The sequence below is a fragment of the Streptomyces tibetensis genome, assembly GCF_007655005.1.
Taxonomy (GTDB): domain Bacteria; phylum Actinomycetota; class Actinomycetes; order Streptomycetales; family Streptomycetaceae; genus Streptomyces; species Streptomyces tibetensis.
Genome location: NZ_SZVW01000001.1, coordinates 155,686 through 170,622 on the forward strand (window position 1 = coordinate 155,686; position 14,937 = coordinate 170,622).

Annotated in this window: 13 protein-coding genes and 1 pseudogene; 9 read left to right on the plus strand and 5 right to left on the minus strand. The window is 69.0% G+C overall.

Annotation, left to right across the window (positions count from 1 at the left end):
• The first annotated feature begins 350 nt into the window (after positions 1-350).
• Together FDO69_RS00695 and FDO69_RS00700 are read left to right on the plus strand one after the other, a co-directional pair.
• Positions 351-749 carry a hypothetical protein gene (locus FDO69_RS00695; protein WP_104777610.1) on the plus strand — a complete coding sequence of 133 codons (399 nt, stop codon included), beginning with the start codon at positions 351-353 and terminating at the stop codon, positions 747-749.
• A pseudogene (locus FDO69_RS00700) lies at positions 746-1,072 on the plus strand (ISAzo13-like element transposase-related protein); the annotation flags it as partial. The gene FDO69_RS00695 and the pseudogene FDO69_RS00700, both read left to right, overlap by 4 nt.
• Before the next feature lie 121 nt (positions 1,073-1,193).
• On the opposite strand, the gene FDO69_RS00705 reads toward FDO69_RS00700, so the two are convergent.
• The gene (locus FDO69_RS00705; RefSeq protein WP_104777890.1) at positions 1,194-3,482 is read right to left on the minus strand and encodes a transglycosylase domain-containing protein; all 2,289 of its coding nucleotides are present in this window, start codon (positions 3,480-3,482) and stop codon (positions 1,194-1,196) included.
• Positions 3,483-3,744: 262 nt separating this feature from the next.
• Here FDO69_RS00705 and FDO69_RS00710 point away from each other — a divergent pair, with 262 nt between their 5' ends.
• The 5 genes from FDO69_RS00710 to FDO69_RS00730 all read left to right on the plus strand — a co-directional run bounded on the left by FDO69_RS00710 (position 3,745) and on the right by FDO69_RS00730 (position 8,633).
• Positions 3,745-4,680 carry an SPFH domain-containing protein gene (locus FDO69_RS00710; protein WP_104777611.1) on the plus strand — a complete coding sequence of 312 codons (936 nt, stop codon included), beginning with the start codon at positions 3,745-3,747 and terminating at the stop codon, positions 4,678-4,680.
• Entirely contained in the window at positions 4,626-4,955 is a 330-nt protein-coding gene (locus FDO69_RS00715) for a type II toxin-antitoxin system antitoxin (RefSeq protein WP_420878472.1), read from the plus strand. The genes FDO69_RS00710 and FDO69_RS00715 overlap by 55 nt, the downstream gene beginning before the upstream one ends.
• Before the next feature lie 128 nt (positions 4,956-5,083).
• Positions 5,084-5,608 (plus strand): PadR family transcriptional regulator, encoded by a 525-nt coding sequence (locus FDO69_RS00720; protein WP_104777613.1) that lies wholly within the window; start codon positions 5,084-5,086, stop codon positions 5,606-5,608.
• Positions 5,605-6,294, plus strand: coding sequence for an ABC transporter ATP-binding protein (locus tag FDO69_RS00725; RefSeq protein WP_104777614.1), 690 nt, complete (start codon positions 5,605-5,607; stop codon positions 6,292-6,294). The genes FDO69_RS00720 and FDO69_RS00725 overlap by 4 nt, the downstream gene beginning before the upstream one ends.
• A complete protein-coding gene (locus FDO69_RS00730; RefSeq protein WP_104777615.1) occupies positions 6,291-8,633 on the plus strand; it encodes an ABC transporter permease in 2,343 nt (780 codons plus the stop codon). Before FDO69_RS00725 ends, FDO69_RS00730 begins: the two co-directional genes overlap by 4 nt.
• Before the next feature lie 137 nt (positions 8,634-8,770).
• Here the strand turns inward: FDO69_RS00730 and FDO69_RS00735 are convergent, their stop codons facing one another.
• Positions 8,771-9,721, minus strand: a complete 951-nt coding sequence (locus FDO69_RS00735) for a LysR substrate-binding domain-containing protein (RefSeq protein WP_104777616.1) — start codon at positions 9,719-9,721, stop codon at positions 8,771-8,773.
• A gap of 133 nt (positions 9,722-9,854) precedes the next feature.
• On the opposite strand from FDO69_RS00735, the gene FDO69_RS00740 reads away from it, so the two are divergent.
• Positions 9,855-10,409 carry a peroxiredoxin gene (locus FDO69_RS00740; RefSeq protein ID WP_030842656.1) on the plus strand — a complete coding sequence of 185 codons (555 nt, stop codon included), beginning with the start codon at positions 9,855-9,857 and terminating at the stop codon, positions 10,407-10,409.
• A gap of 6 nt (positions 10,410-10,415) precedes the next feature.
• On the plus strand, positions 10,416-10,949 hold the full coding sequence (locus FDO69_RS00745; RefSeq protein WP_031103031.1) for an alkyl hydroperoxide reductase: 534 nt from the start codon (positions 10,416-10,418) through the stop codon (positions 10,947-10,949).
• 72 nt (positions 10,950-11,021) lie between these two features.
• On the opposite strand, the gene FDO69_RS00750 is transcribed toward FDO69_RS00745, so the two are convergent.
• From FDO69_RS00750 to FDO69_RS00760, 3 genes are all read right to left on the minus strand, one after another.
• Positions 11,022-12,329, minus strand: coding sequence for an AI-2E family transporter (locus tag FDO69_RS00750; RefSeq protein WP_104777617.1), 1,308 nt, complete (start codon positions 12,327-12,329; stop codon positions 11,022-11,024).
• Between the two features lie 134 nt (positions 12,330-12,463).
• Entirely contained in the window at positions 12,464-13,156 is a 693-nt protein-coding gene (locus FDO69_RS00755) for an aggregation-promoting factor C-terminal-like domain-containing protein (RefSeq protein WP_170320814.1), read from the minus strand.
• A gap of 420 nt (positions 13,157-13,576) precedes the next feature.
• Positions 13,577-14,902 (minus strand): PhoH family protein, encoded by a 1,326-nt coding sequence (locus tag FDO69_RS00760; protein ID WP_031103027.1) that lies wholly within the window; start codon positions 14,900-14,902, stop codon positions 13,577-13,579.
• Positions 14,903-14,937 lie beyond the last annotated feature (35 nt).

Consider the following 14,937-nt stretch of genomic DNA (forward strand, 5'->3'; position numbering starts at 1 on the left):
GCCGACCCTTGTGATCCTGAGCCACAGGTGTTCCACAGGATGCCCGCAGAGGCGCTGCCCGACCAATCGCCGAGGCGTGCCCGGACGTAGACGGCCGTTCTCTCCTTGATCAGTACTGCCCGCCGCCGCCCGGGTATTCGATGATGGCTATGACGGAGTGACCATCCTTCGAGACATCCTTCAGTGAGGCAAATGGCGACCTTCCAGGTGATTCCCGACATCCCGCCACGAAATTCGAATCCCCGCCCATGCTATAATACCCGTCGCTTGTTGCGGACAATGCATGCATTTTCCGTAGCGGCTTGCTAATTTCAAATAGAACTTGGGGGTATTCTGTGAAATTCCGAAGCGTGCTGGTTGCCGCGCTGGGAGTGCTCGCCCTTTCCACTCTCGCAACAACGCCGGCCTCCGCGGAGGCCGGGTGGCAGTCGCTCGGTAATAGCGAGTTCTCTCCGGACGCGGACGGTAACGGCTGCCACACCAAGAATTTCTCTTCGGGTGGCGGTTACATCAAGGTGTCTTTCTACAGGCCCGGACACCCGGACGACTCGACGACCGTTCGCCTCTATGAGTACGACTCGAACAACGCGGATGAACTGATGTACACGTGGTCCACGTACGATTCCACGAATCAGACGTTCTTCGTTGATACGTTCACTGACGGAGACAACGGAAAAGCCGAAATCTATCTCAAGCTGTCGTCCGATGCAGACTGCACGGGTGCCCCTTGGGTCCACGTCGACGACTGACGATCAAAAGGCGCTACCTGCACGCTCTTGCTGGCATGGCCCGGCTGATGCGCTGGGCCATGGTTCGTCTCTGTAACACGGTCCGCAAGGGCGTGTCCGAGTTGGAGGCCGGCGAGGAGCCTCTGGGGCGGGTGCGGCGGCCGGGCGGAGGCCGCAAAAGGGCCGCAGATCTCGATCCGGGGCTGCGGTCGGCCCTCCTGGCGCTGGTCGAGCCGGACGAGCGAGGCGATCCGATGTCCCCGCTGCGGTGGACGGTGAAGTCGACCCGCACGCTGGCACGGGAGCTGGCGCGGACCGGGCACAAAGTCACCGGCTCAACCCTCAACACCCCACCCATACAGGCAAAATGCCCGCGACCAGGCCTTCTGCAGCACCCTTCAGGCGCATGCGCAAGGGCGCCCGGTCTTCACCGGGCGCCCTTCGATGTCTTCTCCTGGTCATTCTTTACTGGTCGTCGCCCGGCCTGATCGGGTCGAACGGGTCGCCGCCGTCGCCCGGCGGTGTCGTCTGCGGGGTCGTGGGCGGGGTGACGCTGGGCGGGTTCGTCGACGGGGTGGCCGGCGGGGACGACGAGGGTTCCTCCGTCGTCGGCGGCGGGGACGACGAGGGCGCCTCGGTCGTCGGCTCCTTCGTCGGCTCCTTGGTCGGCTCCTTCGTGGGCGTCGGCGTCCAGGTCGGCTGGACGGCCGCGCCCTGCTGGGTCTCCAGGTCGAACTTGCTGATGTCACCCATCACGCCGAAGGTGTACTGCGCCCAGATCCGCGCCGGGAAGTCGCCGCCGTTGATCCGGGGCTCGCCGGCCGCCTTGTACATCGGAACCTGGGCGTGGGTCTTGGCGTCCTCGCCGAACAGGCCCACCGAGGTGACCAGCTTCGGTGTGTAGCCGGTGAACCAGGCCGACTTGTTGTTGTCGGACGTACCCGTCTTGCCCGCGACCTGCTGGCCGTCGCGCAGGGGGTTGTTGCGCACGGACGCCTGTGCGGTGCCGTCGTCGACCACGCCGGTCAGCACCGAGGTGACCGAGTCGGCGGCCTCGCGGCTGATGACCGGGTCGCCGATCGGGTCGGGCATGGGGACCGTCTGGTTCAGGTGCTCCGCCGACTTCAGAACGGCCGGGGTGACCTTCCTGCCGTGGTTGTCGAGGGTCGCGTAGACGCCGGCCATCTGCAGGGGGCTGGCGCCCATGCTGCCGAGGGTCTGCGCGGGCACGGCCTCCATGTTGTCGGTGTCCATGCCGAGCTTGCCGGCGACCTTCACCACCTCGGACATGCCGACGTCGACGCCCATCTGCGCGAAGACCGAGTTGACGGACTTGTTCATGGCCGTCTGGACGGAGATCGGGCCGTAGTCGCGGTCGTCCTCGTTCTCGGGCGCGAAGCCGACCTTGGTGCCGTCCTCCACGACCTGGCGCTTGCTCGTGCCGTCGTAGACCGTGTTCGCGTTGATCGGCTTGCCGTCCTGCGTCTTCGCCTGTTCCTCCAGGGCCGCGGCCAGGATGACCGGCTTGAAGGTGGAGGCGGGCTGGTAGTCGGCGCGGGTGGCGTTGTTGGTGTAGTGCTTGAAGTAGTCCTCGCCGCCGTACATCGCGACCACGGCGCCGGTCTTCGGGTTCACCGACGCGGCACCGGCCTGGACGTCTCCGTCCACCTTGCGCTTGTCGGGGTCGAGATTGCTGGTCAGCTGCTGCTTGACGGACTTCTCCAGCGCCGCCTGCTTCTTCTTGTCGATGTTGAGCGTGAGCGTCCAGCCGCCGGCGTTGACCAGCGCCTCGGCTTCCTTGGTGTTGTCTGCGGTGCCGTCGGCGACGAGCTGCTTCTCCAGCGCCGCGTTGGCCGCGTTGACCAGGTAGCCCTTCTGGCCCTCCATGCCGGGGGCGGGCTTGGGCTCCTTGGGCACCGGGAACTTCATGCCGGCCCGCTCGGACGCGCTCAGCCAGCCCTCGTCGACCATGTTGTCCAGGACGTAGTTCCAGCGCGCCTTCACCAGCTTCTTACCCTCCTTCGAGGCGACGGCCCAGTCGTACTGGCTGGGGGCCTGCAGGAGTGCGGCGAGGTAGGCGCCCTGCGCGACGTCGAGCTTCTCGGCGTCCGTGCCGTAGTAGGCCTGCGCGGCGGCCTGGATGCCGTAGGCGTTGCGGCCGTAGTAGCTGGTGTTGATGTAGCCGGCGAGGATGTAGTCCTTGGACTTCTCCCGGTCCAGCTTCAGCGAGATGACCATCTCTTTGAGCTTGCGCGAGACGGTCTGTTCCTGCGTCAGGTAGTAGTTCTTGACGTACTGCTGGGTGATCGTCGAACCGCCCTGCGCGCCCCGGCCCGACAGCGTGTTGAACAGGCCGCGGGCGGTGCCCTTGAAGTCGACGCCGGAGTCCTTGAAGAAGGTCTTGTTCTCGGCCGCGACGAAGGTCAGCCGCACACCCTTGGGGACCCGGGACAGATCGACGTTCTCACGGTTGACCTTGCCGTCGCGGGCCATGATCGAGCCGTCGCTGTACTTGTAGATGTTGCTCTGCCGCTTGGCGTCGGCGTTCCCCTCGGGGATGCCGATCACCATGTACAGCACGACGAAGGCGCCCATGCCCAGCAGACACAGGCCGAGGAAGGTGCCGACGATCTTCTTCCAGGTGAAGAGCCTGCGTATGCCGCTCTTCCCGGCCGCGCCCGACGAACGGTGGCTCTTGGGTGCCGCACGGCGCCCACCGCGCTGTCTTGCGCGTCTTTCTTCCGCTCGTCCCATGAGTCCGATCCGCTCCGCTTCGTTCATGTGTGCTCACGTGTCACACAGGTTCGCCGCTCAGGTCAGCTCAGAAAGCTAACACCGGGAGATAAGAGATAGGGCAGCCGATCCGGCCCTTTGCGGACGTGACAATCAGCACCCATTCCCATCGGAACCGACGTTCGAGACACCCGCAGGGTTGCCAGGACCCAGAAAAGTGATATCACTTAGATAGATGGGAGCTATGCAGGAGTGGCTCCCCAGGGGAAACGGGGGATCACCCATGTCCACATCGGAACCGCAGGTCACGGCGGACGTGCCCGAGATGCCGGCACCTCGTGTGCGGGAGTTCACCGCGCACAGCATCGGCGGCGGGCTCGCCCTGCTGCTCGGCCTGCTCGGCCTGCTGACCGGCGCCGGTCTGATCGCGGCCGCCACCTCGGTGCGGCCGACGGGGGCGCAGGCCGGGCTGATCATCGGCGGCATCGTGATCGCGCTCGCGGCATTTCTCGCCATGTGCGGGCTGAACATGGTGGCCCCCGGCGAGGCCCGGGTCGTCCAGCTCTTCGGCCGGTACCGGGGCACCATCCGGCAGGACGGCCTGCGCTGGGTGAACCCCTTCACCTCGCGCACCAAGATCTCGACGCGGGTCCGCAACCACGAGACCGCCGTCCTCAAGGTCAACGACGCCTACGGCAACCCGATCGAGCTCGCCGCGGTCGTGGTGTGGCGCGTGGAGGACACCGCCCAGGCCACGTTCGAGGTCGACGACTACATCGAGTTCGTCTCCACCCAGACCGAGGCGGCCGTGCGGCACATCGCCATCGAGTACCCCTACGACGCGCACGAGGAGGACGGCCTCTCGCTGCGCGGCAACGCCGAGGAGATCACCGAGAAGCTCGCCGTGGAACTGCACGCGCGCGTGGAGGCGGCCGGCGTGCAGATCATCGAGTCCCGCTTCACGCACCTCGCGTACGCACCCGAGATCGCCTCGGCGATGCTCCAGCGGCAGCAGGCCGGCGCGGTGGTCGCGGCGCGGCGGCAGATCGTGGACGGCGCGGTGGGCATGGTGGAGGCCGCGATCGCCCGGATCACCGAGCGGGACATCGTGGAGCTGGACTCCGAGCGGAAGGCGGCGATGGTCTCCAACCTGATGGTGGTGCTGTGCGGCGACCGGGCCGCGCAGCCGGTCCTCAACACCGGGTCCCTCTACCAGTGACGGTCCCCGACGAAGGCCAGGGCCCGCAGCGCCGGCCGCAGCAGCAGCGCAAGCAGGTGCTGCTGCGGCTGGACCCGGCGGTGTACGAGGCGCTCGCACGGTGGGCCGGGGACGAGCTGCGGTCGGCCAACGCGCAGATCGAGTTCCTGCTGCGGAAGGCGCTGGCGGAGGCGGGGCGCCTGCCGCGGGACACGGGACCACTGCCCCGGCGTGGACGGCCTCCCGGCCCTCCCGGCCCCCCCGGAGAGTCCGCCCCTGGTCCGCCCCCGGCCTGAACGCACGGGCTCCACGGCTGTTGCGGAACCGTGACAACCTGTCCCGACCTGCACCGCCGTACCGCCCGCCATGAGCTGCACACCCGGCGTATACACATCGCGTATACACCCCATGTACAGTCCTGCTCATGTCCATCGGTCACACTCTCCTGGGGCTCCTGGAGTCCGGCCCGCGCCACGGTTACGACCTGAAGCGGGCCTTCGACGAGAAGTTCGGTCATGACCGGCCCCTCCACTACGGCCAGGTCTACTCGACGATGTCCCGGCTGCTGAAGAACGGGCTCGTCGAAGTCGACGGCATCGAGGCGGGCGGCGGTCCCGAGCGCAAGCGGTACGCGATCACCGAGGCCGGCATCACCGACGTCGCGCGCTGGCTCGCCACGCCCGAGAAGCCGGAGCCGTACCTCCAGTCGACCCTCTACACCAAGATCGTCCTCGCGCTGCTCACCCACCGCGAGGCCGGTGACATCCTCGACACCCAGCGCTCGGAGCACCTGCGCAGCATGCGGATCCTCACCGACCGCAAGCGCAAGGGCGACCTGGCCGACCAGCTCATCTGCGACCACGCCCTGTTCCACCTGGAGGCGGACCTGCGCTGGCTTGAGCTGACCGCGGCGCGTCTGGAGAAGCTCCGTGAGGCGGTGACCCGGTGACGATTCCCGCTGGTTCGCTCCTCACCGCCCAGGACCTGCGCAAGGCCTACGGGCCGACGACCGCGCTCGACGGCGGCGAGTTCTCCATCCACCCGGGCGAGGTCGTCGCCGTGATGGGCCCGTCCGGGTCGGGCAAGTCGACGCTGCTGCACTGCCTCGCCGGGATCGTCATGCCCGACTCGGGCACGATCATGTACAACGGGCGCGAGGTGACCGCCATGGGCGACGCCGAGCGCAGTGCGCTGCGGCGCACGGAGTTCGGGTTCGTGTTCCAGTTCGGGCAGCTCGTGCCGGAGCTCACCTGCGTGGAGAACGTCGCCCTGCCGCTGCGGCTGAACGGCTCCTCCCGCAAGGAGGCCGAGCGGACCGCGCTGGCCTGGATGGAACGCCTGGAGGTCGACGACCTGCGCAAGAAGCGGCCCGGCGAGGTGTCCGGCGGCCAGGGACAGCGGGTCGCCGTCGCCCGCTCTCTGGTGACGAACCCGCGGGTGGTGTTCGCCGACGAGCCGACCGGCGCGCTCGACTCGTTCAACGGCGAGCGCGTGATGGAGCTGCTCACGGACGCGGCCCGGTCCGCCAACGCGGCCGTGGTGCTCGTCACGCACGAGGCCCGGGTGGCCGCGTACTCCGATCGCGAGATCGTCGTACGGGACGGCAAGTCCCGTGACATGGAGCGCGTCGTATGAGCGTCGGGCAGTGGAGCCGGGACCTGGCCATGGGGGTCCGCTTCGCCTTCTCCGGCGGACGCGAGGGGTGGACCCGGGCGCTGCTCACGGCCGTCGGTGTCGGACTCGGAGTGGCGCTGCTGCTGCTCACCACCGCCATCCCGAACGCGCTGGCGGAACGCGACCGGCGCGAGGAGGCCCGCAGCGACCACACCTTCGGCCAGCAGGAGATACCCAAGGCCGACGACACCCTGATCGTCCTGGACGCGGACACCACGTTCCGCGACATGGACGTGCGCGGCCGGATGCTGGAGGCGGAGGGCCCGCGGGCGCCGCTTCCGCCGGGGGTCTCGGCGTTCCCGGCCGCGGGCGAGATGGTCGTCTCCCCCGCGCTGAAGGAACTGCTCGCCTCCGACGACGGCAAGCTGCTGCGGGAGCGCCTGGACTACCGCATCGCGGGCACCATCGGCGAGCAGGGGCTCGTCGGCTCCCACGAACTCGCGTACTTCGCGGGCGGCAAGGGGCTCGCGAAGATGCTGGAGGGCCCCGCGAGCGGCGCCCGGATCGACAGCTTCGGCAACGACGACCTGGGGTCGTCCGACGCCTGGGACCCGGTGCTGCTCCTGCTGGTCCTGGTCGTCTTCGTGGTGCTGCTGATGCCGGTCGCCGTGTTCATCGCCGCGGCCGTGCGGTTCGGCGGCGAGCGGCGCGACCGCAGGCTGGCCGCGCTGCGGCTGGTCGGCTCGGACAGCCGGATGACCCGGCGGATCGCCGCCGGCGAGGCACTCGCCGGATCCGTGCTGGGGCTCGTCCTCGGCACCGGGTTCTTCCTGCTCGGACGCGAACTGGCGGCCTCCGTCGAGGTGTTCCACGTCAGCCTGTTCCCGAGCTATCTGAACCCCTCTCCCCTGCTGGCCGTCCTGGTCGCGCTGGCGGTGCCGGCGGCCGCGATCCTGGTGACGATCCTCGCCCTGCGCGGCGTGGTCATCGAGCCCCTCGGCGTGGTGCGCACGGCCAAGCCCTCGCGGCGCCGCCTGTGGTGGCGGCTGCTGCTGCCGCTGGGCGGGATCGCCCTGCTCTACCCGATGATCGGGCAGGGCAACGACGGCGGGGACTTCAACCAGTACCTCGTCGTGGGCGGCGTGATGCTGCTGCTGGTCGGCGTCACGGCACTGCTGCCCTGGGTGGTGGAGGCGGTCGTGGCCCGGCTCGGGTCGGGCGGAGTCGCCTGGCAACTGGCCGTGCGAAGGCTCCAGTTGAGCAGTGGTGCGGCAGCCCGGATGGTCAACGGCATCGCGGTGGCGGTGGCCGGGGCGATCGCGCTGCAGATGCTGTTCGCCGGGGTGGAGGGCAATTACACCAGGGCGTCGCAGTACGACGTCAGCCGGGCCCAGATGGGCGTGGACGTGCCGGACGGCTCCGACCCCTCGGCCATCATCGGCAAGTACCGCGAGACCGAGGGCGTGCGCAAGGTCACCGCCCTGTCCGACGTCTATCTCTTCGACCGGGGCAACGAGGACTCCTCCGTCCAGATCACCCTGGCCGACTGCGCGTCACTGCGCGAGGTGGCCGCGCTCCCCTCCTGCCGCGACGGGGACGTCTTCGCGGTCAAGGGATCGGAGTACGAAAGCGCGAGCGACCACCTGGCCGAGCCCGGCACGACCCTGTGGACGCCCGAACCGGACGGCGACACCGCACGCTCGGGCGAGCGCCCGGTCTCCTGGACCGTGCCGCAGGACATCCGGCAGGCCCAGCCCCGCGAGGACCCCACCGGGTACGAGCGCGGCGGCATCCTGGTCACGCCCGGCGCGCTGCCCGAGAAGCTCGCGGCGTTCATGTCCGCGCGGCTCTTCCTGAGCCTGGACCTCTCGGTGCCGGACGCCTACGACCATGTGCGCAACACGGCCGCGCGGCTCGACCCCGCCGTCCAGCCCATGACGTGGCACAGCGTCGAGAGCAACGACCGCTACGCCACCATCCGCACGGGCCTGTCCGTCGGCTCCGCCTGCGTGCTGGCGCTGATCGGGGCGAGCCTGCTCGTCTCGCAGCTGGAGCAGCTGCGCGAACGGCGCAAGCTGCTGTCGTCCCTGGTCGCCTTCGGCACCAGGCGCCGCACCCTCGGCCTGTCGGTGCTGTGGCAGACGGCGATCCCCATCGGGCTGGGTCTGCTGCTCGCCGCGACGGTGGGCATGGCCCTGGGCGTGGTGCTGCTGCGGATGACCAACACGTCGGTCCGGGTGGACTGGCCGAGCGTGCTGTCGATGACCGGCATCGGCGCGGGCGTCGTCCTGGTGGTGACACTGCTGAGCCTGCCGCCGCTGCTGAAGCTCATGCGGCCGGACGGGCTGCGGACCGAGTAGGGCCGGGTCCCGCACGAGCTGTCAGGCACCCATGGCCGGGTCCCGTGGAGGCACGGGCCCCGGCCGGTGGCATGAGCCGTCAGCCGTCCTGGCCCAGGACCCGTACCGTCAGCCGTCCTGGCCCAGGACCCGTACCGTCAGCCGTCCTGGTCCAGGACCCGTACCGGCAGCGGCCGCAGGGCCTGCCGCAGGGCGGCGGCCAGTTCCTCGTACTCCGCGCCGCGCGCGGCCCCCGCCCGCATCGCCAGTGCGATCCGGCGGGTGGGGGCGGGGTCGGCGAAATACCCGGTGAGGAGCTGGTTGCTGCGGGAGGTCTCCACCTTCAGGGCGGTGCGCGGCAACAGCGTCACGCCGAGTCCGCCCGCGACGAGCTGCACCAGCGTGGACAGCCCGGCGGCGGTCGTGGTGACCGGCACGTCGTCGCGGCCGGCCTCCCGGCAGATGTCGAGGGCCTGGTCACGCAGGCAGTGCCCCTCGTCCAGCAGCAGCAGGTTCAGCTCGCGCAGCGCCTGCCGCGGAATGCCCTCCCGCCCGCCGAGGCGGTGGTCGAGCGGGGTGACGAGCACGAAGTCCTCGTCGAACAGCGGCAGTTCGGACACTCCCGGGACGCCGAGGGGCACCGCGAGCAGCAGCAGGTCGAGCCGCCCGCCGGCCAGACCGTCGAGCAGGTTGGCGGTCTGCTCCTCGTGCACCTGGAGGTCGAGCTGCGGATACCGCTCGTGGACGAGCCGCAGCACCGTCGGCAGCAGATAGGGCGCGACCGTCGGGATCACTCCGAGCCGCAGCACCCCGGTGAAGGGCGCCCGGACCGCCTCGGCCTCCTCCATGAGCGCCTCCACCTCCCCCAGAACCGCCTTGGCCCGTACGGCGATCCGCTCCCCCTCGGGTGAGAGGAGCACCTTGCGCGTCGTACGCTCGAGGAGCGTCACTCCGAGTGTTTCCTCCAGGGCCGACACGGCGCCCGAGAGGGCGGGCTGGCTCATGCCGATCGCCGCGGCCGCGTCCCGGAAATGAAGGTGCTCGGCGACCGCGGCGAAGGCACGGAGCTGGGCGATGCTGGGCTGCCTGCGCTTATTACCGACAGTCACTGATAACTACCTCCGATCAACTCGACCGAGTGTAGCTATTTCCGTAATCAATCGAGCCTGTGCCAACATCAACACAGTCCAACCCATGGGAAACCCCCGCGATCCGGGAGTTTCTTCGCTGCAAGGAGTGTGTGTGCTCACCGTCGGTGACAAGTTCCCCGAGTTCGACCTGACCGCCTGCGTCTCGCTGGAGAAGGGCAAGGAGTTCCAGCAGATCGACCACAAGACCTACGAGGGTCAGTGGAAGGTCATCTTCGCGTGGCCCAAGGACTTCACCTTCGTGTGCCCGACCGAGATCGCCGCTTTCGGCAAGCTGAACGAGGAGTTCGCGGACCGCGACGCGCAGGTCCTCGGCTTCTCCGGTGACTCCGAGTTCGTCCACCACGCCTGGCGCAAGGACCACGACGACCTGCGCGACCTGCCGTTCCCGATGATGGCCGACTCCAAGCACGAGCTGATGCGCGACCTCGGCATCGAGGGCGAGGACGGCTTCGCCAAGCGTGCGGTGTTCATCGTGGACCAGAACAACGAGATCCAGTTCTCCATGGTGACCGCGGGCTCGGTCGGCCGTAACCCGAAGGAGGTCCTCCGGGTCCTGGACGCGCTCCAGACGGACGAGCTGTGCCCCTGCAACTGGTCGAAGGGCGACGAGACCCTCGACCCCGTCGCGCTGCTCTCCGGGGAGTGATCTGACATGTCGCTGGACGCGCTGAAGTCCGCCATACCGGACTACGCCAAGGACCTGAAGCTCAACCTGGGCTCGGTCATCGGCAACTCCGACCTTCCGGCCCAGCAGCTGTGGGGCACGGTGCTGTCGACGGCCATCGCCTCGCGCTCCCCGATCGTGCTGCGCGAGCTGGAGCCGGAGGCGAAGGCGAACCTGTCGCCGGAGGCGTACACGGCCGCCAAGGCCGCCGCCGCGGTGATGGCGATGAACAACGTCTTCTACCGCACCCGTCACCTGCTGTCGGACCACGAGTACGGCACCCTGCGTGCGGGTCTGCGGATGAACGTCATCGGCAACCCGGGCGTCGACAAGGTCGACTTCGAGCTGTGGTCCTTCGCCGTCTCCGCCATCAACGGCTGCGGCATGTGCCTGGACTCCCACGAGCAGGTGCTCCGCAAGGCGGGCCTCGACCGCGAGGTCGTCCAGGAGGCCTTCAAGATCGCCTCCGTGATCCAGGCGGTCGGCGTCACGCTGGACGCCGAGGCGGTTCTGGCCGAGTAACCCCCGGCCCCCGCCTCACCCCACAGGGCCCCGCCCACCTGACCGGTGGACGGGGCCCTGTCGGCGTTCCCGCTACTCCGACGGGGGCTGTGGCGTCGGCTCCGCGCTCACCGCCGTGGCGCCGCGCGGCCGCACCGAGTGCCGCAGTGCCGACTTCTGCGAATACGACCGCAGATACCCGGCGACCGTGTTCGTCACCGCCACCAGCGGCACGGCGACCACCGCACCGCCGATCCCGGCCACCATCCCGCCCGCCGCGACCGACAGCACCACCGCCAGCGGGTGCACCCGAACGGCGCGCCCCAGGATGAACGGCTGCAGGATGTGCCCCTCGATCTGCTGCACCGCCAGCACCACCACCAGCGTCATGACGGCCGTGAACACCCCCTGGGTGACCAGCGCGACGACCACCGCCAGCGCCCCGGACACCACCGCGCCCACCAGCGGGATGAACGCGAACAGGAAGATGAACACCGCCAGCGGCACGGCCATCGGCACATCGAGGAAGTAGATCCCAAGTCCGATGAAGATCGCGTCGATCAGCGCCACGATCACCGTGCCCCGCACATACGCCGTCAGCGTCCGCCACGCCGCCGGACCGGCCCCGGCCACCCCCGGCCGCGCCGCCGCCGGCACCAGCTTCAGCGTCCACTCCCAGATGCGCTTGCCGTCGTAGAGCAGGAACAGCGTCGAGAAGACCGCCAGCAGGATCCCGGTGAGCGCCTCGACGACGACCGTCACGCCCTCCAGACCCGCAGAGGTGATCTGGTCGGTGTTCGCCCCGACCGCCTCGCGCAGGTTCTTGGCGATCTCGTTGATCTGCTTGTCCGTGACGTGGAAGGGGCTGTTCAGCAGCCAGTTCCGCAACTCGTCGATGCCGTCCTGGATCTGGCCCGAGAGGTCGTCGATGTTCTCCATGACCTGCCAGGTCACGAACCAGCCGATGAGGCCGATGACGACGAAGCCGAGGACGGCCGTCAGCGCGGTCGCCGGGCCGCGTGGCACGCCGTGGCGCCGCAGTCGCGCCACCGTCGGCTGCAGGATCGCCGTGATGAGCAGCGCGATGACGAACGAGAGCACCACGAGCTGGACGGCGCTGATGACCCGCATCAGCACCCAGAGGGTGCCCGCGAGGACGAGCAGCCGCCAGCCGGCCTCGGCCGCGACCCGCACGCCCCACGGCACGGCCAGCGCGGGATCGGGTCGGGCGGCGACGTCGGGGGCGTAGTCCGGGGGCGGCGGCACGTGTTCTCCGGCGAGTGTCCCGGGCTCGATGTCGTCCTGCTCCCGTTCGGCCTCGGCGCGGCGTTCGTTGTACCGCTCGCTCATCTCGGTCAGCCCGGCACCGAGCCGGCCGAGCCACCCTGGCACTCGCGACATGATCCGTCCTTTTCCCCCGTCTTGGCGCACCACTCCCCCGGGGAGCCGTTCGTCCGACCGTACATGGCGCGAGCCCCGCACCGGACGACGGTGCGGGGCTCGCGCGAAGGACGGATCGGCCGGGGCCGGTCGGCTCAGTACCAGTGGTTGGCCTGCCAGAACGACCAGGCGTCACAAGGGCTGCCGTAGCGGTCGTTCATGTAGTTGAGGCCCCACTTGATCTGCGTGGCCGGGTTGGTCTGCCAGTCGGCGCCGACGGACGACATCTTGGAACCGGGCAGCGCCTGGAACATGCCGTAGGCCCCGGAGGAGGGGTTGACGGCCTTGTAGTTCCAGTCGGACTCGTGGTCCACGATGTTGCTGAAGCACTGGAACTGACCCGAGGGCACCAGCTGCCTCGCCATCGCCTGGATCTGGGCGATGCTGTACGAGCTCGCGACGGGGAAGTCGGAGATGTCCTTGGAGCGGCTGGCGGCGGCCTTGGTCTCCGCGCGCTCCTTGGCGGCTGCCTCGGCGGCCTTCTTGGCGGCTGCCTGCTTGGCGATGGCCGTGTCGGCGGCGGCCTTGCGGGCTGCCTCCTCGGCATCCTTCTTCGCGCTCGCGTCCGCCTGAATGGCCTGTGCGTCGGCCTGCTGCGTCAGCGACGCGGTCTGCACCTGGGCCTGCTGGCCCGCGGGGATGTCCGCGAGCAGCGTGGCGCCGGTTGCCGTCGCTTCCGCGTCGTTGTTCTGCGCGGTGCTGCCCGAGGCAACGCCGACGACGCTTCCGACAGCGGTGACCGCCGTGGCCGAGGCCACTGCGAATCCCCGGACCGAGATCCGGCTCACACGGTTTTCCTTCCAGCATCGCCCGCTTCGGTGACCCTCGCGGACGCAATCGTGCCCCTGGCACTGGCCTCCCCAACTGCGGGGTCACGGGAGGCGCGGGCCCGGTGGGCAACTCCCCCGGGGGGAGCGCCGTGTGTAGCTCGGGCGGCATACGACATCGCTATGCAGTTGACGCTGAAGCTTTTGTGGTGCCGTACCGCTGGGGGTACAGGTGTGTCGTATGCGGGGCCTGACAGGAGTGAGACTCTGCCGTAACACGACGGGGCAAGGCAATTCCGAGTTGCGTGTGAAAGCTCACATCCCGTTTGGCGCAGGTAATTCCACGGAACGGCCACACGCGAAGGCGCCGCCCGGCTAGGCTCTTGGCCTTTTCCGGACGGCGCCAACTATCGCATAACCGCTACTACTTACTGCGGTCGGTCAGATCTGCCCGTCTTCGAGCATTTCGGTCACAAGCGCAGCGATCTGGGACCTCTCGGACCGCGTCAGGGTCACATGGGCGAAGAGCGGATGCCCCTTCAGCTTCTCGACGACGGCGACGACACCGTCGTACCGGCCGACCCTGAGGTTGTCCCGCTGGGCCACGTCATGGGTGAGAACCACCCGTGAATTGGCCCCGATCCGGGACAGAACGGTAAGAAGCACGTTCCTTTCCAGCGACTGGGCCTCGTCCACGATCACGAACGCGTCGTGCAGCGAGCGTCCCCGGATGTGGGTGAGCGGCAGAACCTCGAGCATCCCGCGCGCGGTGACCTCCTCGATGACCTCCCGGGACGTGACCGCCGACAGCGTGTCGAAGACGGCCTGCGCCCAGGGGCTCATCTTCTCGGCCTCGGAGCCCGGCAGATAGCCCAGCTCCTGCCCGCCCACCGCGTACAGCGGACGGAAGACCATCACCTTCTGGTGCTGACGGCGCTCCAGCACCGCCTCCAGGCCCGCGCACAGCGCCAGCGCCGACTTGCCGGTGCCGGCCCGGCCTCCCATCGACACGATCCCGACGTCCGGGTCGAGCAGCAGGTCGAGTGCGATCCGCTGCTCGGCGCTGCGGCCCTTGATGCCGAAGACCTCACGATCCCCGCGCACGACACGGATGTTGCCCTCGGGCGTGACCCGGCCGAGGGCCTTGCCGCGCTCCGACTGGATCATCAGGCCCGTGTGCACCGGGAGGCCGGCGGCCTCGGGGACGTGGACGTGCCCTTCCTCGAAGAGGATGTCCACCTGCTCTCCGGGCAGGGTCAGTTCGGACATTCCGGTCCAGCCGGAGGAGTCCGTGATGGCGAGCTCCGCGCGGTACTCCTCGGCGAGGAGTCCGACGGAGGACGCCTTGATCCTGAGCGGGAGGTCCTTCGAGACGACGGTGACGTCGAACCCCTCGGCCTGCAGATTGCGGGCGACCGCGAGGATGCGGGAGTCGTTGTCCCCCAGGCGGTAGCCGCTGGGCAGCACGCTGGGGTCCGAGTGGTTGAGCTCGACACGGACGGTCCCGCCGAGGTCCCCGATGGGGATGGGGGCGTCGAGGCGACCGTGCCGGACGCGGAACTCGTCGAGCAGGCGCAGGGCCTGCCGGGCGAAATAGCCGAGTTCGGGATGGTGCCGCTTGGCCTCCAGCTCCGTGACCACGACGATGGGGAGCACGACCTCGTGCTCGTCGAAGCGGTTCAGGGCGTTCGGGTCGGCCAGCAGGACGCTGGTGTCGAGAACATAGGTGCGCCGGTCGGGCTTGTGGCGCTTTGTGCTGGTCACCACGGAAGGACGTACCCCCTCGGATGAGGTCGGGGAGC

Coding starts and splice junctions, on each gene's coding strand:
- FDO69_RS00705 (WP_104777890.1), bottom strand. CDS start 3,482: ATGGGACGAGCGGAAGAAAGACGCGCAAGACAGCGCGGTGGGCGCCGT.
- FDO69_RS00745 (WP_031103031.1), top strand. CDS start 10,416: ATGTCGCTGGACGCGCTGAAGTCCGCCATACCGGACTACGCCAAGGAC.
- FDO69_RS00750 (WP_104777617.1), bottom strand. CDS start 12,329: ATGTCGCGAGTGCCAGGGTGGCTCGGCCGGCTCGGTGCCGGGCTGACC.
- FDO69_RS00710 (WP_104777611.1), top strand. CDS start 3,745: ATGTCCACATCGGAACCGCAGGTCACGGCGGACGTGCCCGAGATGCCG.
- FDO69_RS00720 (WP_104777613.1), top strand. CDS start 5,084: ATGTCCATCGGTCACACTCTCCTGGGGCTCCTGGAGTCCGGCCCGCGC.
- FDO69_RS00730 (WP_104777615.1), top strand. CDS start 6,291: ATGAGCGTCGGGCAGTGGAGCCGGGACCTGGCCATGGGGGTCCGCTTC.